The sequence below is a fragment of the Micromonospora sp. WMMD730 genome, from assembly GCF_049178955.1.
In the GTDB taxonomy this organism is placed as follows: Bacteria; Actinomycetota; Actinomycetes; order Mycobacteriales; family Micromonosporaceae; genus Micromonospora; species Micromonospora wenchangensis.
In genome coordinates this window covers 872681-894231 of record NZ_JBMHML010000002.1, presented here as the reverse complement: position 1 = coordinate 894231, position 21551 = coordinate 872681, and the positions used below count along the sequence as shown (strand labels likewise).

The following is a 21551-nucleotide window of genomic DNA, read 5'->3' as shown; positions in this document are numbered from 1 at the left end:
TCCCATCCGGCCCACGTCCGGTCGGGATGATCAACTCATCTGGGCCGATCCAGCGGTATCCCGCGGTTGGATCACCGCAACATCGGCCCCCACGAGTCGATCACGCAGGCTGATCGCGGCCCTCGGGTCAGGCGGCCAGGCCGAGGCCCGCCCCGACAGCCGGCGCGGCCACCGAACCGGGCGCGGACATCGAACCCGACGCGGCCACCGAACCGGGCGGGGCCACCGGGTCGAGGACGGCCAGGGTGGGGCGGCCGGCGGCCGGTCGGGGCGGCAGCAGGTGCACGGCCGACTCGGCGGCCCGGGCCAGCACCCGACGGTCCGCCCCGGGGACCGGGTGCAGGGCGGCGGTCACCGCGACGTCGACCACCAGGTCCCGGGCGGCCAGCACCCGGCGTACCGAGCGCCAGAGCGTGTCGTCGCCGAGGAAGGCCGCGGTGGTGGTCGTCGCCCCGGTGGCAGCGCAGCGGTAGCTGATCCGTAGCGGCACCACGGGGGCGCCGGCGTCGACCGCCGCCTGGAAGACCGCCGGCCGGAAGCCCCGGCGCGGCCGGCAGGCGGCCGGGGGGACGATGCCGCACCAGGTCGTACCCTCGGGAAAGACCGTGACCGGGTGACCGGCGCGCAGGATCGCCGCGAGCCGGGCCACCGTGCGCGGCAGGTCCCGGGGCCGGGACCGGTCGACGAAGACCGTGCCACCGGCGCGGGCCAGCAGTCCCAGCACCGGCCAGCTCCGCACCTCCCGCTTGGCCAGCAGCCGGGCCGGCGCGACCGCCAGCACCGCGAACACGTCCAGCCAGGAGACGTGGTTGGCGACCAGCAGTGCCCGTCGTCGGGGCAGCCGCCCGCGCACCACCAGCCGCACCCCGAGCACCCCGGCGGTCCGCCGGGCCCAGGCCCGCAGCACCGCCGCCCGCCGCGCCGCCGGCAGCACCGGCAGCAGTACGGTCAGGCCGGCCCCGGCCAGCAGCATCCCGAGTACGCCCACCAGCCGTGCCACCTGCCGGCCGGGCGACACCCCGGCCCGGCCCTCCCCCGGCAGGCAGTCCGGCCCGCAGCCGGCGGTCGGGCGCCACAACTCGGCGCTCACCGGGTCACCCCGCCGAGGAAGTGCCGGCGGTAGCGCGGGTTCATCCGGTCCAACGAGAACAGCAGGTAGAAGTCGGCACAGCGGAAGTCCGGGTCGTACGCCGGTTCCCCGGCGATCCACGCGCCGAGCCGCAGGTAGCCACGGACCAGCGGAGGGATCAACGCCCGCCCGGCGGGGTCCCCGGTGGCCGAGGCCGGTGTCGCCGAACCCGGCTCGGCGAACCACGGCCGCAGCGGACGGACCCGCATCAGCGGGGGCGCGAGGTGCCCCGTCCGGCCCAGCGCCCACGTCTCGGCGACGGCCCAGCCGTCGTCGTCGACCGGCACCGAGGCGCAGCCGCCCAGCCAGTTCATCCCGCGCAGGTGCAGGTAGCGGGTCAGTCCCGCCCACATCAGGTTGAGCACCGCGCCGGAGCGGTGGTCCGGGTGGACGCAGGAGCGGCCGGTCTCGACCAGCAGGTCGCGCAGCGGTTCGAGCGGGGTCAGGTCGAACTCGCCGGCGGCGTACCGGCGGTCGGTGCGGCCGGGGGGCAGCAGCCGGTAGGTGCCGACCACCGCCCCGGTGCGCTCCTCGCGGACGATCAGGTGGTCGCAGTGGACGTCGAGGTCGTCGGTGTCCAGCCCGGCGGCACCCGGACGCAGGGTGGCGCCGAGTTCGGTGGCGAACACCTCGTGGCGCAGGCGTTGCGCGGCCGCGACCTGGGTCGGGTCGTCGGCGATCAGCAGGGTGTATCCACTGGTCGTCAGGGGTGCGCCAGCGGCATGCAGAACAGCCATGGGACCTGTGTAGGTGCCCCGGGTTGCCGGTCGGCCGGGGACGGGTGTCGATCCGGTGAACGCCTGTCGGCGGGACCGGTCCCCGGCGTGACCAGGGTGGCGCACGGGGTCGGTGGGGCGGGCGGGAGGCGTGGCCGGCGCGTGCGAGGCTGCTGCGGGGGCCCGGCCGGCCGGGCCGACGACACGGTGGAGGAGGGTCGATGATCATCGAGGCGCGGTACCAGGGGCCTCCCGGCACGGGCAACGGCGGCTGGAGCGCGGGGATCTTCGCCGGGGCGTACGGCGCGGACGGGCCGGTCGAGGTGACGTTGCGTCGCCCGCCGCCGCTGGACGCCCCGCTCACCCTCGCCGACGGCGACGTGCGCGACCCCGGGGGGCACCTGGTCGCCGAGGTACGCCCGGCCGGTGATCCGCCCGCCCCGGTTCCCCCGGTGGACCCGGCGACCGCGCGGGCCGCCTCGGCGACGTACCCGGGGCTGGTGGACCACCCCTTCCCCGGCTGCTACGTCTGCGGCCCGGAGCACCCGGACGGCCTGCGGATATACCCCGGGCGGCTGCCCGACGGCCGGACCGCCGCGCCGTGGCGGACGCCTGCCCGGGTGAGCGCGCCGACGGTGTGGGCGGCGCTGGACTGCCCCGGGGGCTGGGCGGTGATCGCCCCGGGCCGGCCGTACGTGCTGGGCCGGCTCGCCGTGACGGTGGACGCGCTGCCCGCGCCGGGCGGGGAGTACGTGGTCACCGGGGCGGTGGACACCGTCGAGGGACGCCTGGCGGTGGTGCGTACCAGCCTCTACGACGGTGCCGGTGGGCTGCTGGGCCGGGCCCGCGCCACCTGGGTCGCGCTGCCCGCCGAGCCTCGTCCCTGAGGACGACTCCGCTCCTGCCTGAGTCGGAGCAGGGCCTACCGACCGGGGCTGATGGCGTAACTTGACCTGACCAGCAAGGCTGGCAGCGGCGCATTCCGCAACGGCGTCGCAGAACGCGGTGCCCCGCGCGCCGCCGCACGGGAGGAGAACGATGTCCGACGGGCAGTGGAGCCCCAGCACCGGCCAGATCGTCGTGTCCGGTTTGACCAAGCAGTACAAGAACGTCCGGGCGGTCGACAACTTGTCCTTCACGGTCGAGCCCGGTCGGGTGACCGGCTTCCTCGGCCCGAACGGGGCGGGTAAGACGACCACCCTGCGGATGCTGCTGAACCTGGTCACCCCGACCGGTGGCACGGCGACGATCGGGGGCCGGCGGTACGCCGACCTGACCGATCCGCTGCGGCACGTGGGCGCGGTGCTGGAGGCCTCCAGCGCGCACAAGGGCCGTACCGGCATCAACCACCTGCGGGTGATCTGCGCGGCGGCCGGCCTGCCGAAGAGCCGGGCCGACGAGGCGCTGGCCCTGGTCGGGCTCACCCCGGCGGCGAAGCGCAAGTTCAAGGGCTACTCGTTGGGCATGAAGCAGCGGCTCGGCATCGCCGCCGCGATGCTCGGCAACCCCCAGGTGCTGATCCTCGACGAGCCGGCCAACGGTCTCGACCCGGAGGGCATCCGTTGGATGCGTGGCTTCCTCAAGGGGCTGGCCCACGAGGGGCGGACCGTGCTGGTCTCCAGCCACCTGCTGTCCGAGATGCAGCTCCTCGCCGACGACGTGGTGATCATCGCGGCCGGCAAGCTGATCCGGCAGGGTCCGGTCGAGCAGGTGCTCGGCTCGATGTCGCAGGGCGGCCGGGTGCGGGTGCGCACCCCGCAGGCCGAGGAGCTGACCGTGGCGCTGCGTGAGCAGTCCGCCACGGTGGAGACCGACGAGCACGGCGTGCTGCTGGTCAGCGGCGTGGACGCCCCGGCGATCGGCCGGGCCGCGCTGGCCGCCAAGGTCGAGCTGCACGAACTGACCCCGGAACGACCCGACCTGGAGCGGGTGTTCCTGGAGCTGACGGCCGGGAAGGCGGGCATCCGATGAACCTCGTCCGATCCGAGCTGTTGAAGATCCGTACCACCAGCACCTGGTGGATCTTCGGGCTGATCACGGTGCCGCTGTGGGCGCTCACCGCCCTGATCAACTGGTTGCAGACCGACGCGCTGGCCAACAACAACTTCGGCGACGTGCCGGCCGACCAGGCCGACCAGATCCAGGCGGCGCAGTCGGTGGACAGCCTGGCCGCCAACGTCTACACCAACGGGCAGTTCTTCGGCCTGATGATCGTGATGCTGCTCGGCATCATCGTGGTGACCAGCGAGTTCTTCCACCAGACGGTCACCACCACCTTCCTCACCGTGCCGCACCGCACGGCGGTGATGCTGGCCAAGCTGGCCGCCGCGGCCATTCTGGCCGTGCTGTTCTGGCTGGTCACCACCGTGTTCAACCTGGCCTTCGGGGCACTGGTGATGAACAGCGTCGACCTGGGCTCGCAGCTCGGCAGCGGCGCGGTCTGGCGGGCCACCGCGCTCAACGGCCTGGCGTACCTGCTCTGGTCGGTGCTCGGCGTCGGGATCGGGGTGCTGATCCGCAGCCAGATCGGTGCCACGGTCACCGGCATCCTGCTCTACCTGGGTGGCGCGGTCGGCGCGGCCATCGCGATCAGCATCCTGGCCGCCCGCTGGGGCGACTGGATCAACGACCTCCAGGTGCTGGTGCCGTCGCTGGCGTCGTCGCTGATGGTCAGCGGGACCGAGATCCCGGGCAACCCGCCGCGTTGGGCGGGTGCGGTGGTCCTCATCGGGTACGCGGTGGTGGCCGGCGCGATCGGCACGCTCACCATGCGGCGGCGGGACATCTCCTGACCCGACCCGTTCCCGGCCGGCCCGGCGCGACGACCCGTCGCGCCGGGCCGGCGTCTTTTCGGGCGGCCCCGTTGGTGCGGCCGGGTGACGCACCACCCGGCGCCACTGCGGTAAGGAGTCATCGGAACACGAAGAGCTGATTGACTTTCGGTTTCTTCTGTGAAACCGCACACCCCTTGGAGGCGGAAATGCCTATGGTATTTCTGCGGCGTAGCCTGGGAGCCGTCGCCCGTCCACATGCACGTACGGACGACGGCGGACACCGCGTGACACACAGACCCGCGTGAAAGAGGCGATTACCGGCCGTGTCGACCCAGCAGACTTCGCAGGAGAACCCACTGGCGGGTTTCGGTCCGAACGAGTGGATCGTCGAGGAGATGTACCAGCGCTACCTCGCCGACCCGTCGAGCGTCGACTCGGCCTGGCACGACTTCTTCGCCGACTACCGACCCGCCCCGGGCGCGGCGACCCCGCGCCCGGCTGACGGCGCTGCGGCGACGCCGGAGCCGGCCGAGCAGCAGGAGCCGGTCGCCACCGTCGCGACCGGGCCCGCCGCGAAGGCGGCGACGGCCGACGCCAAGCCGGCCGCCAGCACCAGGCCGGCCCCCGCCACCAAGCCGCCAGCCACCAGGCCGGCCGCCACCAAGCCGACCGCCACCGCCGAGCCGGCCACCGCCCCGAAGCCGGCCACCGCGAAGACCGCCCCCGGGTCCGCCGCGAAGCCGGCGACCACCGGGAAGGCCGCCCCGGCCAAGCCGGCGGCGAAGGCGTCGACGGCCAGCGCCCCCGGCACCACGCCGCTGCGCGGGGTGGCCGCGCGGATCGTGCAGAACATGGACGCCTCACTGTCCGTGCCGACCGCCACCAGCGTGCGCGCGGTCCCGGCCAAGCTGCTGGTCGACAACCGCATCGTGATCAACAACCACCTCGCCCGGGGGCGCGGCGGCAAGGTCAGCTTCACCCACCTGATCGGATACGCGCTGGTCCGGGCCGTGGTCGCGCACCCGGAGCTGAACAACTCCTTCGCCGAGGTGGACGGCAAGCCGGCGATGGTCCGCCCGGAGCACGTCAACCTGGGCATCGCCATCGACCTGACCAAGCCCGACGGCTCCCGCAACCTGGTGGTGCCGTCCATCAAGGGCTGCGAGCAGATGGACTTCCGGCAGTTCTGGCAGGCGTACGAGGACGTGGTCCGGCGCGCCCGCCGCAACGAGCTGACCATGGAGGACCACGGCGGCACCACGATCTCGCTGACCAACCCGGGCGGCATCGGCACGGTGCACTCGATCCCCCGGCTGATGCAGGGGCAGAGCGCGATCATCGGGGTCGGCGCGATGGAGTACCCCGCGCCGTACCAGGGGATGAGCGAGGCGACCCTGGCCGAACTGGCGGTCAGCAAGATCATCACGCTGACCAGCACGTACGACCACCGGATCATCCAGGGCGCGCAGTCCGGCGAGTTCCTCAAGGTCATGCACGAGCTGCTGCTCGGTGAGCACGGGTTCTACGACGAGGTCTTCACCTCGCTGCGCATCCCGTACGAGCCGGTGCGCTGGATGCGGGACGTGGCCGTCGACTCCGAGGGCCAGATCAACAAGACCGCGCGGGTGCACGAGCTGATCCACGCCTACCGGGTCCGGGGCCACCTGATGGCCGACACCGACCCGCTGGAGTTCACCATCCGCAAGCACCCCGACCTGGACGTCCTCCAGCACGGGCTGACCCTGTGGGACCTCGACCGCACGTTCCCGGTCAACGGCTTCGCCGGCAAGCAGCGGATGAAGCTGCGCGAGATCCTCGGCGTGCTGCGCGACTCGTACTGCCGTCGGCTCGGCATCGAGTACATGCACATCCAGGACCCGGAGGAGCGCCGCTGGATCCAGGAGCGGATCGAGCGCCGCTACGAGAAGCCGGCCGCCGACGAGCAGAAGCACGTGCTCAACCGGCTCAACGCCGCCGAGGCGTTCGAGACCTTCCTACAGACCAAGTACGTGGGCCAGAAGCGGTTCTCGCTGGAGGGTGGCGAGTCGCTGATCCCGCTGCTCGGCGAGGTGCTGGAGGCGTCCGCCGAGGACGGCTTGGACGAGGTCGTCATCGGCATGGCGCACCGGGGCCGGCTCAACGTGCTGGCCAACATCGTCGGCAAGCCGTACGAGAAGATCTTCTCGGAGTTCGAGGGGCACCTCGACCCGCGCTCCACCCAGGGCTCCGGCGACGTGAAGTACCACCTGGGTCAGAACGGCAAGTTCACCACGCCGGACGGCGACCACTCGGTCAAGGTGTCGGTGGTGGCGAACCCGTCGCACCTGGAGGCGGTGGACCCGGTGCTGGAGGGCATCGTCCGGGCCAAGCAGGACCGCATCGACCTCAAGCTGGAGGGTTACACCGTGCTGCCGCTGGCGGTGCACGGTGACGCCGCGTTCGCCGGCCAGGGGGTCGTCGCCGAGACGCTCAACCTGTCCCAGCTGCGTGGTTACCGCACCGGCGGCACCGTGCACGTGGTGGTCAACAACCAGGTCGGCTTCACCACCGCCCCGGAGTACAGCCGGTCCAGCCTCTACAGCACCGACGTGGCCCGGATGATCCAGGCGCCGATCTTCCACGTCAACGGCGACGACCCGGAGACCGTGGTCCGGGTGGCCCGGCTGGCGTTCGAGTACCGGCAGGCGTTCAACAAGGACGTCGTGATCGACATGGTCTGCTACCGGCGGCGCGGGCACAACGAGGGCGACGACCCGTCGATGTCCAACCCCCAGATGTACAAGATCATCGACTCGAAGCGGTCGGTCCGCAAGCTCTACACCGAGGAGCTGATCGGCCGGGGCGACATCACCGTCGAGGACGCCGAGGAGCTGCTGCGCGACTACCAGGCGCAGCTGGAGCGGGTCTTCAAGGCGACCCGGGACGCCGCCACCACCCCGCGCCAGGTCAGCCGGCCCAGCCGCGCCGAGGAGCCGGAGCCGCAGGTGCAGACCGCCACCGACGCCGCCGTGGTCAAGGCCGTCGGCGAGGCGCACGTCAACCTGCCCGAGGGCTTCACCCCGCACAAGCGCATCCAGCAGTTGCTCGACCGGCGGGCCAGGATGTCCGCCGAGGGCAACATCGACTGGGGGTACGGCGAGATCATCGCGTTCGGCGCGCTGCTGCACGACGGGGTCACCGTCCGGCTCGCCGGGCAGGACTCCCGCCGGGGCACCTTCGTCCAGCGGCACGCCTCGATCGTCGACGCCAAGACCGGCGAGGACCACCTGCCGCTGAAGTCGCTCACCGCCGACGGCGAGCGGTCCCGGTTCTTCGTGCACGACTCGCTGCTGAGCGAGTACGCGGCGATGGGCTTCGAGTACGGCTACTCGGTGGAGAACGTCAACGCGCTGGTCTGCTGGGAGGCGCAGTTCGGTGACTTCGTCAACGGCGCCCAGTCGGTGATCGACGAGTTCATCTCCTCCGGCGAGGTGAAGTGGGGCCAGCGTTCCGCGGTCACCCTGCTGCTGCCGCACGGCCACGAGGGGCAGGGCCCGGACCACACCTCCGGCCGTCCCGAGCGGTTCCTGCAGATGTGCGCCGAGGACAACATGCGGGTGGCCATCCCGACCACCCCGGCGAACTACTTCCACCTGCTGCGACGGCAGGCCCTGTCGCCCAAGCGCAAGCCGCTGGTGGTGTTCACGCCGAAGTCGCTGCTGCGGCACAAGCTCTGCGTCAGCCCGGTGGAGGACTTCACCACCGGCACCTTCGCCCCGGTGCTGGCCGACACCGCCGCGCCCGCGGCCGAGCAGGTCAAGCGGGTGCTGCTCTGCTCGGGCAAGGTCTACTACGACCTGTTCCAGGCACGGCAGGAACGGGGTGTCACCGACACCGCGATCATCCGGATCGAGCAGCTCTACCCGCTGCCGGTGCAGGCGATCCGGGACGCGCTGGCGGCGTACCCGAACGCGGAGGACTTCGCCTGGGTGCAGGAGGAGCCGGCCAACCAGGGGGCGTGGAGCTTCGTCGCGCTCAACCTGCTGGAGCACCTGGCCGACGTCCGGCTGCGTCGCATCTCCCGGCCCGCCGCCGCCGCCCCGGCGGTCGGCTCGGCCAAGATGCACGAGGTGGAGCAGACCGCGCTGATCGACGCCGCGCTGCCCCGCCCCTGATCCATTCCGACCCACCCGGCCCGCCCCCCTGTCAGGGGGCGGGCCGGGCCCGTCAGCGAGGAACGAGGAACACGGTGTACTTCACCGATCGTGGGATCGAGGAGCTGGTGCAGCGCCGGGGCGACGAGCAGGTCACCCTGGAGTGGCTGGGCGAGCGGCTGCGCGACTTCGTCGACCTCAACCCCGAGTTCGAGACGCCGATCGAGCGCTTCGCCACCTGGCTGGCCCGCCTCGACGACCTCGACGAGGACTGATCCCGGCGGCGGCCCCCCGGGACGGGCGGAACGCGGGCGCGCACCCCGGGCCCCGCACCGGACCCGGGGGCGGTCAGCCGTTGCGCACCGCCGGCTCCAGGCCGGTACGCCGCAGCTTCTGCCAGCCCAGCCGCCCGCCGGTCAGCGCGGTGACCACCGCCTGCACCATCACCAGGTACATCAGCTGCCGGTAGACGAACTGTTGCAGGGGCAGCACCCACAGCACCCCGAGCTTCTCCCGGTCCAGCCGGAACGCCACCACGGCGGTGAGGGTCTGCACGCCGAGCATGACCAGCCAGGCCACCGCCGTGGCCCGGCGGTCGAGGAAGAACAGGCCGTACAGGGCCAGCAGGTCGATCACCGGCGCGAGCAGCGGCAGCAGCACCCCGAAGAGGCTGAGGAAGAACAGGCAGCGCCTGGTGAACCGGCCGGACGCGCCCCGGTCGAGCACCGAGCGCCGGTGCTTCCACATCGCCTGCATGGTGCCGTAGCTCCACCGGTAGCGCTGTTTCCAGAGCTGTCCCATGGTCGCCGGGGCCTCCGTCCAGGCGCGGGCGGTCTCCTCGTAGACCACCTTCCAGCCGGCCCGGCCCAGGGCGATGGTGATGTCGGTGTCCTCGGCGAGGGTGTCGTCGGTCATCCCCCCGGCGTAGCGCAGCGCCTCCCGCCGGAACCCGCCGATCGCGCCCGGCACGGTGGACATGCAGCGCAGCGTCTCGTAGAGCCGCCGGTCGAGGTTGAACCCGATGACGTACTCGATGTGCTGCCACTTGGCGATCAGGCTGCGCCGGTTGCCGACCTTGACGTTGCCGGCCACCGCGCCGACCTGTGGGTCGGCGAAGGGCTGCACCAGCCGGCGGACCGCGTCGGGCTCGAAGACGGTGTCCCCGTCGACCATCACGATCAGGTCGTGCCGGGCCAGCGCCAGGCCGGTGTTCAGGGCGCTGGGCTTGCCGCCGTTGGGCTTGCGGACCACCCGGACGTTGGGCAGGCCGAGCGCGTCGACGATGTCGGCGGTGCCGTCGGTGGAGCCGTCGTCGACGACGATCACCTCGATCCCGCCCGGATGGTCGCCGCCGGCCAGGGAGCGGACCGCCGCCGCGATCCCCTCCTTCTCGTTGTACGCCGGGACGATCACCGAGACCGGCGCGGTGACCGGCGGCCCCCAGCTCCAGTCCCTGGCCCGCCGCCGTCGGGCGTGCCGTCCGGCCAGCACGAACAACACGAGGGTACGGCCCACGGTGAGCACGCCGACGACGACGAAGAGCACACCGAACACGGTCAGCATGCGGTCGGCGCCCTGCACCGCCCAGATCAGCGTCCGGCCACGCCACCGTTCCCCGGTGCCGGCGGGGGTGGCGGCGTCCATCCGGTGGTCGACCCCGGCGGCGGCGAAGGCGAGGTTCAGCCCCTCGGTCGCGGTGACGAACCGGTACCCCCGTTCCTTCATCATCGGAATGAACCGGTCGAGGGCGGCGACGGTCTGCGACCGGTCACCGCCGGCGTCGTGCCAGAGGGTGACCGCACCGGAGTCCCCGTCGGGGGCGGCGTTCTCGACGATCCGGTCCACTCCGGGCAGCGACCAGTCCTGGCTGTCGGTGTCGTTGAGGAAGGTGAGGTAGCCCAGGTCACCGGCGGCGGTGACCACCGGCCAGTCCCGGTTGTCGATCGCCCCCGGATGCGAGGAGTACGGGAAGCGCACCAGCGAGGTCCGCATGCCGGTGGCCCCGGCCACGGCGAGCTGGGTCTGGGCGTACTCCAGGCGTTGCCGCCACGCCGGCAGTTCGGCGAGGTCAGGGTGGGTGAAGGTGTGCACGCCGAGCTGGTGCCCGCCGTCGGTCAGCTCGCGGGCCACCTCGGGGTGCCGGGCGACCTGCGAGCCCAGTACGAAGAACGTGCCCTTGACCTGGTGGGCGGCCAGGACCTTGAGCACCTCGCGGGTCCAGACCGGGTGGGGGCCGTCGTCGAAGGTCAACGCGATGGTGCGCGGCGGCAGCCGGTAGGAGCGGACCAGCTCGCTGCTGGCGCTGATGATCGGCCCGCCGGTCACCACCGAGGTGGGCACCTCCCGCTGCCCGGCGACGCTGTCCCGGCGGTCGGGGGCGAAGGAGGCGTTGGCGTACGCGCCGACCAGCAGCACACCGGCCAGCAGCGCGAGCACCGTGCCCAGCAGGATTCCGCTCGGCTGCGGCACCGGCCGGCGTCGTCGGGCCGGGCCGGGTGCGCGGCGACGGGTCGGCCCGGGTGAGCGCCGGCGGGTGGTCGGCGCAGCGGGCTCAGCCATCGACGCGGACGCCCTCGGCACCGCCGGGGAGCGGATCGGGCAGGGCGGGCGGCTCGTCGGTGGGCGTCGGCGGGTTCGGCGTCGTGGCCTGCGGCGTCGACCGGGTCGGTCGGGGCGACGCCGTGGAGGTGGCCGGGCTGCGGCTCGGCGACCGGCTGGCGCTCGGCGACGGCGAGGGGCTGACGGTGCCGCCGGTGGCGGACGGGGTGACCGGGGCGACGGCCGGCCCGCTCCCCCGGGGCGCCCGGGGGGCGACGCTCGGTGCCACGGCGCCGGTGGTCGTGGCGGGGGTGGCCGGGGTGGTGGTGGCCGTCGGGGCCGGCGGCGACGACCGCTCGGGCTGCGCGACCTCGTCGACGAAGGGGAGCACCGCGTGCGGGGCGATGCCCCCGGCGAAGCTGATCCCGACCAGCCCGGAGTAGATCAGGACCACCAGCCCCAGGGCGTACGCGAGCCAGCGCAGCCGGGAGTGGCGTCGGCCGCTGGGGTCGACGAAGACGGGGACGGGCGGGGGTACGGCGGCGATCAACGCGGTGGGGCCGTCGGTCGGGCCGGCGGTGCGGTCGAGCACCACGGTCGGCCCATCGACTACCGTCACGTCATCGGTACGATGTGGATCGACAGCCGACCAACCACCGAGCGCGCCCATGGGCTTCGATCCTTTGGATGGCGCATTCTTCCTGCTCAGGCGGTCGGCAGTCATGGGATGCGAGTTTAGGCACGAGGATCACTCAGCTTCCAGCCCGTCCCACTAATGAGACTCGGGTCGCACCTGCGGGCACCTGCCGGCGACGGTTCAGGGCGAAGGTCCCGGGCGGGACACGACGTGATCTCCTAGGGTGGTGCCGTGGCCCGCAGCGTCTACCTGACCAGCGTGGGGTCCGGCGGGGGTAAGTCGACCATCGCCCTCGGCCTCGCGGAACTCCTCTCCCGGCAGGTCGAACGGATCGGCGTGTTCCGGCCGCTGGTCTCCGACACCGGCGACGACCCGATCCTCGCCCTGCTGCACGACCGCTACCGGATCGACCTGCCCCAGGCCGACCTGACCGGCACCACGTACACCGAGGCGGCGGCCCTGGTCGCCGACGGCCGGCGGGAGGAGCTGATCTCCCGGATCGTCGAGCGGTACCGGGCGGTGGAACGGCGCTGCCCGGCGGTGATCGTGGTGGGCAGCGACTTCACCGACGGCGGGGACACCGCCGGCCCCCGGGAACTGGCCTTCAACGCCCGGCTGGCCACCGAGTTCGGCAGCGTGGTGGTGCCCGTGGTCGACGGCTTCGGGCAGCAGCCGGAGGCGGTCACGGCGGCGGCACGCGGGGCGTACCACGATCTGGCCGACCTGGGCGCGACGGTGCTGGCGGTGATCGCCAACCGGGTGACCGGGGCGCTGACCCTGCCGGAGCTGCCCGTCCCCGCGTACGCCATCCCGGAGGTGCCGAGCGTGTCGGCGCCGACGGTGGCCGAGGTGGCGGCGGCGCTCGACGCGACCCTGCTGGCCGGCGACGACGCCGCCCTCGGCCGGGACGTGCTCGACTACGTGGTCGGCGCGGCGCACGTGCCGACCCTGCTCGACCACCTCACCGAGGGGGCCCTGGTGATCACCCCGGGCGACCGGGCCGACCTGCTGGTCGCGGCGGCCACCGCGCACGTCGCCGGGCAGGTCTCGCTGGCCGGCGTGGTGCTCACCCTCGGCGAACAGCCCGACCCCCGGGCGATGCGCCTGGTCGAACGGCTCAACACCGGCTTCGCTGTGCTCTCGGTGACCAGCGACAGCTACGACACGGTCGAGGCGTCCAGTCACATCGAGGGCCGGCCCGGCCCGGCCAACCCGCGCAAGGTGGAGGCCGCGCTCGGCGCGTTCGAGGGTCACGTCGACACCGTCGACCTGGCCCGCCGGCTGCGGGTCAGCCGCTCCGAGCGGGTCACCCCGCTGATGTTCGAGTACGACCTGATCGACCGGGCCCGCGCCGACCGCCGCCGGCTGGTGCTGCCCGAGGGCACCGACGAGCGCATCCTGCGGGCCACCGAGATCCTGCTCCGCCGGGGGGTCGCCGACCTGACCCTGCTCGGCCGCCCCGACGAGGTGGCCCGCCGCACCCGCGAGCTGGGCATCGACCTGACCGGCGCGCAGGTGGTCGACCCGGCCGGCAGCGCCTGGCGGGACGAGTTCGCCACCCGGTACGCGGCGCTGCGCGCCCACCGGGGCGTCACCGCCGAGATCGCGCACGACATCGTGGCCCAACCCAACTACTTCGGCACCATGATGGTGGCCACCGGGCACGCCGACGGGATGGTCTCCGGGGCCACCCACACCACCGCCGCCACCATCCGTCCCGCCTTCGAGATCGTCCGTACCGTGCCGGGCGTCTCGGTGGCGTCGAGCGTGTTCTTCATGCTGCTCGCCGACCGGGTGCTGGTCTACGGCGACTGTGCGGTCAACCCCGATCCGGACGCCGCCCAGCTCGCCGACATCGCCATCTCCTCGGCCGACACGGCGGCCCGGTTCGGCATCGAACCCCGGGTGGCGATGCTGTCGTACTCGACCGGGGACTCCGGCGCGGGAGCCGACGTGGAGAAGGTCGCCGCCGCCACCAGGCTGGTCCGCGAGCGCCGGCCCGACCTGCTGGTCGAGGGGCCGATCCAGTACGACGCGGCGATCGACCCGCAGGTCGCGGCGACGAAGCTGCCGAGCAGCACCGTCGCCGGGCGGGCCACCGTGTTCATCTTCCCGGACCTCAACACCGGCAACAACACGTACAAGGCGGTGCAGCGGTCGGCGGGGGCGGTGGCCGTCGGCCCGGTGATGCAGGGCCTGCGCCGACCCGTCAACGACCTGTCCCGGGGCGCGAAGGTCGCCGACATCGTCAACACCGTGGCGATCACCGCCATCCAGGCGGCCGGATCGTCGGAGGAGGGGTCGTGACCGACCGGGTGCTGGTGCTCAACTGCGGGTCGTCGTCGGTGAAGTACCGGCTCTACGCCGGGGAGTCGACCGTCGACTCCGGCACCGTGGAGCGGATCGGCGAGCCGGGCGGCGGCCCGCCCGACCACGCCACCGCCGTCCGGGACGTCCTCGGCCGGCTCGACCTGACCGGGCTGACCGCCGTCGGGCACCGGGTGGTGCACGGCGGCCGACGGTTCAGCGCGCCGGTGCGGATCGACGACGCGGTCGTCGCCGCGATCGGGGAGCTGGTGCCGCTGGCACCCCTGCACAACCCGGCCAACCTGGCCGGCATCGAGGTCACCCGGGAACTCCTGCCGGACGTCGCCCAGGCGGCGGTCTTCGACACCGCGTTCCACCACACCCTGCCCGAGTCCGCCGCCACGTACGCCATCGACCTGGACACCGCCCGCCGCCACGACATCCGCCGGTACGGCTTCCACGGCACCTCCCACGCGTACGTGTCACGGCGCACCGCCGAGCTGCTCGACCGGCCGTACGACCGGCTGCGCACGATCAGCCTGCACCTGGGCAACGGGGCGAGCGCCTGCGCGGTGGACGGCGGACGCAGCGTGGCCACCTCGATGGGGATGTCACCGCTGGAGGGGCTGGTGATGGGCACCCGCAGCGGAGACCTCGACCCGACGGTGATCTTCCACCTGCGCCGCGAGGGCGGGATGGGGGTCGACGAGATCGACGACCTGCTCAACCACCGCAGCGGGCTGCTCGGGCTGACCGGGGCCAACGACATGCGGGAGGTGCAGTCCCGTCGGGCCGCCGGAGATCCCGCCGCGGTCCTCGCCTTCGACGTCTACTGCCGGCGGATCACCGGCTACGTCGGGGCCTACCACGCGCTGCTGGGCGGGGCGGACGCGATCACCTTCACCGCCGGGGTTGGCGAGCACTCCCCCGAGGTACGGGCCGCCGCCCTGGCCGGACTGGACCGGCTCGGCATCGCCGTCGACCCCGACCGCAACGCCGGCACCGGCGACCGGGTGATCTCCCCAGCCGGCGCGCCGGTCAGCGTCTGCGTGGTCGGCACCGACGAGGAGCGGGAGATCGCCCGGCAGACCCGCGCGGTGCTGGCCGGGGCGGACCGAGCGGTGGAGCCGGACCGACCGGGGCGGTGACCACCGTCGTCCGGACGGCCGGGCCGGACCGGTCCGTCGACCGCCTACCGTGCAGGCATGGGGGTGAGGCGGCTGTGCGCCGTGGTGCTGGCCGCGCTGCTCGCCGGCTGCGGCCCGGCCGCCGCCGCCACCGACCCGCCGCCACCGCCGCCGGCCCGGCACGCCCCGGACCACGCCCTGCCGGTCGCGGTGCGCACGTTCACCGTCGACCCGGCCGGGCCGCGCCCGCTGCCGGTGACGCTCTGGTACCCGAGCGTGGGTGGCCGGGTCGCCCCGGGCCGGTTCCCGGTGGTGCTGCACAGCCACGGCCTGCACAGCCTCCCCGAGCTGCACGCCGCGTTGGCCGTCAGGTGGGCCGCCGCCGGTTTCGTGGTGGCCGCGCCGACCTACCCGTACACCAACCGGCGGGCGGCCCGGTTCAGCCGCGCCGACGTCCGTAACCAGCCCGCCGACGGCTGGCGGGTGATCCGGCACCTGGTCCGGTTGGACGCCCGCGCCGGTGACCCGCTCGCCGGGCACCTGGACGTGGGCCGGTTCGCGGCGACCGGGCACTCGGCGGGCGGCTTCACCACGGCCGGCATGTTCACCTCCGGCCATCCGGCCCGGCTGCGCTCCGGCGTGATCATCGCCGGGGGTGGACTGGCCGGCGCCTTCGCCGGGCCGAGCGCACCGCTGTTGTTCGTGCACGGCACCGCCGACCCGGTGGTGCCGCTGGCCGTCGGCCGGGCCGGCTACCGGCGGGCGGGCGGCCCGAAGGCGTTCCTCAGCGTGCTCGGGCAGGGTCACGGCGAATACCTCACCCCGGGGCGTCCGGGCTTCGAGCAGGTGCTCGCCACCGTCACCGACTTCCTGCGCTGGACCCTCTACGACGACCGGGACGCCGGCCGGCGGCTGCGCACCGACGCCACCCGCCCCGGCGTCACCACCCTCGACGACCGGTTGGCCGACGCCGGACCGTAGCCCGCCGGGCAGCCGCGACGGGCAGGCACAATCGTTCTCATGTCCCGTCGTCGTATCCCGGTCCTGCTGACCGCCGCGCTGCTCGCCGCCGGCCTCGTCGGCTGCTCGGCGTCGCCGTCCGCGCCCCCCGCCGCCCCGTCGCCGACGCCGGAGGCGACCGCGCCGCAGGCCACCCCGCAGGCGTCGGGTGTTCCCGCCGGGACCGCGCCGACGCGGGCGTTCGCGGTCGGCGTACGGGAGCTGAGGCTGAACCGGGGCGGCGACCGCCCGCTGCCGGTGACCCTCTGGTATCCGGCCCGGGGCACCGCCGGTGGGGCGGCACAGCGCGACGCCCCGGTGGCGGCCGGACGGTTCCCGGTGGTGGCGTTCAGTCACGGCCTCGACGGGCGGCCGACCGACTACCGGGCGTTGACGACCCGCTGGACGGCGGCCGGTTTCGTGGTGGCCGCGCCGATGTTCCCGCACACCGGCAAGGGCACCGACGGCAGCGTCCTGGACGTGCTCAACCAGCCCGCCGACGTGTCGTACGTGCTGGACAAGGTGCTGGCGCTGGACGCGAAGGCCGGTGACCCGCTGCGCGGCCGGCTGGCCACCGACCGGGTGGCCGCCGCCGGGCACTCGGCCGGCGGGGTGACCACCATCGGCCTGTTCACCACCGGCCGGGACGAGCGGCTGCGCGCCGGGGTGGTCCTCGCCGGGACCGGGCTGGGCGTGGGCACCGCCTTCGCCGGGGCCGCCGCCCCGCAGCTCTTCGTGCACGGCCGGGCCGACGAGGTGGTCGACTACGCCGCCGGCAAGGCCGTCTACGACGCGGTGCCGTGGCCCAAGGCGATGCTCAGCCTGACCCGGGGCGACCACGGCCGGGTCCTGCTCGGTGACGACACGGCCCTGCGGGTGGTCTCCGACACCATCGTCGAGTTCCTCCGCTGGACGCTCTACGGCGACGCGGCCGCCCGGGACCGGCTGCCCGCCTCGGCCACCCGGGGCGACATCGCCACCCTCGACGACCGCCTCTGAGCCACGGGTCAGGCGGTGTGGTCGACCACGACCTTGCCGAAGACCTCACCGGAGTGCAGCCGGGCGAAGGCGTCGGCCACCCGGCTGAACGGGACCACGCTGTCGACCACCGGGCGTACCTCGTGCTCGGCGCAGAAGGCGAGCAGTTCGGTCAGCTCGTCGGGGGTGCCCATCGAGGTGCCGAGGATCTCCAGCTGCATGGCGAAGACCCGGCGCAGGTTCACCGGCGGCAGGTGACCCGAGGTCGCCCCGGCGACCACGATCCGGGCCATCGGGGCGGCCGACTTCAACGAGTGGTCGAAGGTGGCCGCGCCGACCGTCTCGATCACCACGTCGACCCGCTCCGGCAGCCGGGCGCCGGGTTCCAGCGCGGTCGCCCCCAGCGCGGCGACGCGGTCCCGCTTGGCGGCGTCGCCGCTGGTGGCGTACACCCGCTTGCCCAGCGCCAGGCCGAGCGCGACGGCGGCGGTGGCGACCCCGCCGCCGGCCCCCTGCACCAGCACCGCCTCGCCGTCGGCGATCCGGCCCCGGGTGGTGAGCATCCGCCACGCGGTGAGCCAGGCCGTCGGCAGGCAGGCTGCGTCGGTCGCCGACAGGCCGGTCGGCAGCGGCAGCAGGTTCATCCGGGGTACGGCCACCCGCTCGGCCAGGGTGCCCTGGTAGTGCTCGGAGAGGATGGAGACACCCCGTGGGTCGCCGGGGGTGGGCAGCACCGGGTAGATCACCACCTCGTTGCCGTCCGGGTCGGTGCCGACCGCGTCACAGCCCAGGATCATCGGCAGTTGACCGTCGGCGAGCCCGACCCCGCGCAGCGACCACAGGTCGTGGTGGTTGAGCGAGCTGGCCCGCACCTGCACCGTCACCCAGTCGTCGTCGAGGCGGGCGGGCTCGGGACGGTCGCCGACGGTGAGGGCGGCGAGCGGGTTGTCGGCGTCGAACCGGGAGGCATAGGCGGCACGCATGATCCGCACCGTAACAGCGCGACGATCGTTCACGAAGGGTCCGGGCCGGCCGACCCGGACCCTTCGCACCTGCTCGCCGGGCGCGTCGTGCGCCCGGCGCCTGTCGCTCAGGCGCGGGCGACGCCGTCGTGGCGGGCCGCCTGGGCCACCGCCGCCGCCACCGCCGGGGCGACCCGGGGGTCGAGCGGGGACGGCACGATGGCGTCCGCGCTGAGCGACCCGTCGACCACCGCGGCGATCGCGTCGGCGGCGGCCACCTTCATCCCGTCGGTGATCCGGGTGGCCCGGGCGTCCAGCGCGCCCCGGAACACCCCGGGGAAGGCGAGCACGTTGTTGATCTGGTTGGGGTAGTCGCTGCGTCCGGTGGCGACCACCGCCACGTGCCGGGCGGCGACCTCCGGGTCCACTTCGGGGGTGGGGTTGGCCAGCGCGAAGACGATGCCGCCCGGGGCCATCCCGGCGACCGCCGCCTCGGGGATCCGCCCGCCGGAGACACCGATCAGCACGTCCGCGCCGCGCAGCGCCTCGGTGACGTCACCGCGCCGCCCCTGCGCGTTGGTGGTCTCGGCGAGGTACGCCTTGGTCTCGGTCAGGTCGTCGCGGTGCCGGCCGATCACCCCCCGGGAGTCGCAGACCACCACCTGTTCGGGGTCCACTCCCCCGGCGACGAGCATGTGGGTGACCGCGACGCCGGCCGCGCCGGCCCCGCTGACCGTCACCCGCAGGTCGCCGAGCTTGCGGTTCAGCAGGGACGCCGCGTTGCGCAGCGCGGCCAGCACCACGATCGCGGTGCCGTGCTGGTCGTCGTGGAAGACCGGGATGGGCAGCGCCTCGTCGAGTCGCCGTTCCACCTCGAAGCAGCGCGGGGCGCTGATGTCCTCCAGGTTGATCCCGCCGAACGAGGGGGCGAGGGCACGGACCGTCGCCACGATCTCGTCGACGTCCTGGGTGTCCAGACAGACCGGCACCGCGTCGACGCCGGCGAACTGCTTGAACAGCACCGCCTTGCCCTCCATCACCGGCAGCGCCGCGCGGGGGCCGATGTTGCCGAGGCCGAGCACGGCGGAGCCGTCGGTGACGACGGCGACGGTGTGCGACACCCAGGTGTAGTCGTCGACCAGCGCGGGGTCGGCGGCGATCGCCTCGCACACCCGGGCCACCCCCGGGGTGTACGCAAGCGAGAGGTCCTCGCGGCTGGTCAGCGGGACGGTCGAGGCGACGGCGAGCTTGCCGCCGAGGTGCAGTCGGAAGACGGGATCAGCGGGATCCACGGTGGACGCAGACATGGTGACTCCAGGATCTGTCGAGCAGACGGAGCGGCCGGCGCGAGGGCGCGAGGTGAGGCGGAGCGGCGACACGCGGTACGGGGGTCACCCGGGCACCTCCCGAGCATAGTCAGGCCACCGGCACCGGGTTGTGAGGAGGGTCATATCGGTGCGGTGGCCGGCCGACCGGGGTGGGGCCAGTAGCGGAACACCACCCGACCCAGCACGTCGGCCACCCCGTACGCCCGGGAGTCGTCGGTGACCAGCGCGTTGTCACCGTGCAGCCACCATCCGCCGTCCTGCGGGCGTACGGCGCGCTTGACCACCAGCAGGTCCGGGCGGCTGCGGAACACGGCCACCACCACGTCGCCGGGGCGGACGGGCCGGCCACCCCGGCGGACCAGCAGCGCGTCGCCGTGGCGCAGGGTGGGTGACATGGACGGCCCGGTCACGCCGACGGCGGTGAACGGGGCGCGCGACCGAAGGGTGGGACCGGAGCCGCCGACCGTCACGAGGTTTCCCCTCCGCCCCTGCCGGGGACGTCGTCAGGAGTAATGTCGGCTCGGATCATCGCAAACATCCCATGGAGGAACCTGATGCGACTTCCCCGCATCCTTTCGCCCCGTGTGACCGCCAGCGCACACTGTGACCTGCCCTGCGGCGTCTACGACCCGGCGCAGGCCCGGATCGAGGCCGAGTCGGTCAAAATGATCTGCGAGAAGTACCAGGCGAACACGGACCCCGAGTTCCGCACCCGGGCGATCCTGATCAAGGAGCAGCGCGCCGACCTGGTCAAGCACCACCTGTGGGTGCTCTGGACCGACTACTTCAAGCCGCCGCACTTCGAGAAGTACCCGCACCTGCACCAGCTGTTCAACGAGGCCACCAAGGCGGCGGGCGCGGCCGGCGCCAAGGGTGCGACCGACCCGGCCAAGGCCGACGAGCTGCTCCAGAAGATCGACGAAATCTCCAAGATCTTCTGGGAGACCAAGCAGGCGTGAGCCTGCCCACCACGGCACCGACGATCCGGCCGGCGCGTCCTGGGGACGTGCCGGCCATCGTCGCGATGGTGCACGAGTTGGCCGACTACGAGCAGGCCGCCGACCGCTGCGGGCTGACCCCGGCACAGCTCGACACCGCCCTGTTCGGGCCGGCCCCGGCGCTGTTCGGGCACGTCGCGGTGGACGACGCCGACCAGCCGGTCGGCTTCGCGCTGTGGTTCCTCAACTTCTCCACCTGGGCCGGCGTGCACGGCATCTACCTGGAGGACCTGTACGTCCGCCCGGCGTGGCGGGGCACCGGGGCCGGCCGGGCGCTGCTGGCCACCCTCGCCGGGATCTGCGTGGAGCGCGGCTACCGGCGGCTGGAGTGGTGGATGCTCGACTGGAACCCGGCCGCCCGGTTCTACGCCTCGATCGGGGCCGAGCCGATGACCGAGTGGGTGCCCTACCGGCTCGACGGGCGGGCCCTGCACGGCCTCGCCGCCGAAGGGGTGACGTCGGCCACGCGGCTGTCCGCCCGGCCGGGTAGAGTCCCGGACCGGGGGGATGAGGCGTGACTCAACTGACCGGCCAGCCAGCGACCGACGACGACGTCGTGCACCTCACCGTGCCCGCCGACGGCGGCTACCTGGGCGTGCTGCGCACCGCCACGGCGGGGCTCGCGGCCCGCCTCCAGTTCGCGCTCGACGAGATCGAGGATCTGCGGATCGCGGTCGACGAGGCGTGCGCGATGCTGCTCGCGATCGCCACCCGCGACGCCGAGTTGGAGTGCCGGTTCTCGGTCACCGAGGACGCGCTGACCGTCGAGGTGACGGTGCCGACCGTGCGCGGGGCAACCCTGCCGGGGGAGTCCTCGTTCGCCTGGAAGGTGCTCACCGCGCTGACCACTGCGGCGGCGGCGGAGTCCACCCAGGGCCGGGCCACCATCTCGCTGCTGACCCGCCGCTCCGCCGGCTACTGACCG

19 protein-coding genes are annotated in these 21551 nt (G+C 73.5%); 12 read left to right on the top strand and 7 right to left on the bottom strand.

Going from position 1 to position 21551, the window contains the following annotated elements; genetic code table 11:
- Positions 1–127: 127 nt before the first annotated feature.
- Positions 128–1090 (bottom strand): lysophospholipid acyltransferase family protein, encoded by a 963-nt coding sequence (locus tag ACN265_RS04140; RefSeq protein ID WP_421406081.1) that lies wholly within the window; start codon positions 1088–1090, stop codon positions 128–130.
- Positions 1087–1866: a GNAT family N-acetyltransferase gene (locus ACN265_RS04135; RefSeq protein WP_421406079.1), complete on the bottom strand. Its 780-nt coding sequence runs from the start codon at positions 1864–1866 to the stop codon at positions 1087–1089. Before ACN265_RS04135 ends, ACN265_RS04140 begins: the two co-directional genes overlap by 4 nt.
- Positions 1867–2066: 200 nt before the next feature.
- Here ACN265_RS04135 and ACN265_RS04130 point away from each other — a divergent pair, with 200 nt between their 5' ends.
- The 5 genes from ACN265_RS04130 (at position 2067) to ACN265_RS04110 (ending at position 9027) form a co-directional block, all read left to right on the top strand.
- Positions 2067–2732: a hypothetical protein gene (locus tag ACN265_RS04130; protein WP_421406077.1), complete on the top strand. Its 666-nt coding sequence runs from the start codon at positions 2067–2069 to the stop codon at positions 2730–2732.
- Between the two features lie 151 nt (positions 2733–2883).
- Positions 2884–3816: an ABC transporter ATP-binding protein gene (locus tag ACN265_RS04125; RefSeq protein WP_204926854.1), complete on the top strand. Its 933-nt coding sequence runs from the start codon at positions 2884–2886 to the stop codon at positions 3814–3816.
- Positions 3813–4637, top strand: a complete 825-nt coding sequence (locus ACN265_RS04120; protein WP_204926853.1) for an ABC transporter permease — start codon at positions 3813–3815, stop codon at positions 4635–4637. The genes ACN265_RS04125 and ACN265_RS04120 overlap by 4 nt, the downstream gene beginning before the upstream one ends.
- Positions 4638–4942: 305 nt before the next feature.
- On the top strand, positions 4943–8773 hold the full coding sequence (locus tag ACN265_RS04115; protein WP_421406076.1) for a multifunctional oxoglutarate decarboxylase/oxoglutarate dehydrogenase thiamine pyrophosphate-binding subunit/dihydrolipoyllysine-residue succinyltransferase subunit: 3831 nt from the start codon (positions 4943–4945) through the stop codon (positions 8771–8773).
- A gap of 74 nt (positions 8774–8847) precedes the next feature.
- The gene (locus ACN265_RS04110; protein ID WP_091241170.1) at positions 8848–9027 is read left to right on the top strand and encodes a DUF6104 family protein; all 180 of its coding nucleotides are present in this window, start codon (positions 8848–8850) and stop codon (positions 9025–9027) included.
- A gap of 73 nt (positions 9028–9100) precedes the next feature.
- On the opposite strand, the gene ACN265_RS04105 is transcribed toward ACN265_RS04110, so the two are convergent.
- Together ACN265_RS04105 and ACN265_RS04100 are read right to left on the bottom strand one after the other, a co-directional pair.
- Positions 9101–11311: a bifunctional polysaccharide deacetylase/glycosyltransferase family 2 protein gene (locus tag ACN265_RS04105; RefSeq protein WP_421406075.1), complete on the bottom strand. Its 2211-nt coding sequence runs from the start codon at positions 11309–11311 to the stop codon at positions 9101–9103.
- Positions 11304–11909: a hypothetical protein gene (locus ACN265_RS04100; protein WP_420119236.1), complete on the bottom strand. Its 606-nt coding sequence runs from the start codon at positions 11907–11909 to the stop codon at positions 11304–11306. The genes ACN265_RS04105 and ACN265_RS04100 overlap by 8 nt, the downstream gene beginning before the upstream one ends.
- A gap of 249 nt (positions 11910–12158) precedes the next feature.
- Between ACN265_RS04100 and pta the strand changes: the two genes are divergently transcribed.
- From pta to ACN265_RS04080, 4 genes are read left to right on the top strand one after another with little or no spacing between them, the layout of a single operon-like run.
- Complete coding sequence (gene pta / locus ACN265_RS04095; RefSeq protein ID WP_421406074.1) at positions 12159–14234, top strand: phosphate acetyltransferase; 2076 nt, start codon at positions 12159–12161, stop codon at positions 14232–14234.
- Positions 14231–15382, top strand: a complete 1152-nt coding sequence (locus tag ACN265_RS04090) for an acetate/propionate family kinase (RefSeq protein ID WP_421406073.1) — start codon at positions 14231–14233, stop codon at positions 15380–15382. The genes pta and ACN265_RS04090 overlap by 4 nt, the downstream gene beginning before the upstream one ends.
- Positions 15383–15439: 57 nt before the next feature.
- Positions 15440–16342 (top strand): alpha/beta hydrolase family protein, encoded by a 903-nt coding sequence (locus ACN265_RS04085; RefSeq protein ID WP_421406072.1) that lies wholly within the window; start codon positions 15440–15442, stop codon positions 16340–16342.
- A gap of 39 nt (positions 16343–16381) precedes the next feature.
- Positions 16382–17359 (top strand): alpha/beta hydrolase family protein, encoded by a 978-nt coding sequence (locus tag ACN265_RS04080; protein ID WP_421406071.1) that lies wholly within the window; start codon positions 16382–16384, stop codon positions 17357–17359.
- An 8-nt stretch (positions 17360–17367) separates the two neighbouring features.
- On the opposite strand, the gene ACN265_RS04075 is transcribed toward ACN265_RS04080, so the two are convergent.
- The 3 genes from ACN265_RS04075 to ACN265_RS04065 form a co-directional block, all read right to left on the bottom strand.
- On the bottom strand, positions 17368–18330 hold the full coding sequence (locus ACN265_RS04075) for a zinc-binding dehydrogenase (RefSeq protein WP_420119231.1): 963 nt from the start codon (positions 18328–18330) through the stop codon (positions 17368–17370).
- A gap of 98 nt (positions 18331–18428) precedes the next feature.
- A complete protein-coding gene (locus ACN265_RS04070; protein WP_204926845.1) occupies positions 18429–19607 on the bottom strand; it encodes an NAD(P)-dependent malic enzyme in 1179 nt (392 codons plus the stop codon).
- A gap of 140 nt (positions 19608–19747) precedes the next feature.
- Positions 19748–20098 carry a S24/S26 family peptidase gene (locus ACN265_RS04065; protein WP_204926844.1) on the bottom strand — a complete coding sequence of 117 codons (351 nt, stop codon included), beginning with the start codon at positions 20096–20098 and terminating at the stop codon, positions 19748–19750.
- A gap of 84 nt (positions 20099–20182) precedes the next feature.
- Here ACN265_RS04065 and sodN point away from each other — a divergent pair, with 84 nt between their 5' ends.
- Genes sodN through ACN265_RS04050 form a run of 3 tightly spaced genes read left to right on the top strand, consistent with a single transcriptional unit; the run spans position 20183 to position 21548 of the window.
- Positions 20183–20587, top strand: a complete 405-nt coding sequence (gene sodN / locus ACN265_RS04060; protein ID WP_088645999.1) for a superoxide dismutase, Ni — start codon at positions 20183–20185, stop codon at positions 20585–20587.
- Positions 20584–21144, top strand: a complete 561-nt coding sequence (locus ACN265_RS04055) for a GNAT family N-acetyltransferase (protein WP_377684269.1) — start codon at positions 20584–20586, stop codon at positions 21142–21144. Before sodN ends, ACN265_RS04055 begins: the two co-directional genes overlap by 4 nt.
- Entirely contained in the window at positions 21141–21548 is a 408-nt protein-coding gene (locus tag ACN265_RS04050; protein ID WP_204926843.1) for an ATP-binding protein, read from the top strand. Before ACN265_RS04055 ends, ACN265_RS04050 begins: the two co-directional genes overlap by 4 nt.
- Positions 21549–21551 lie beyond the last annotated feature (3 nt).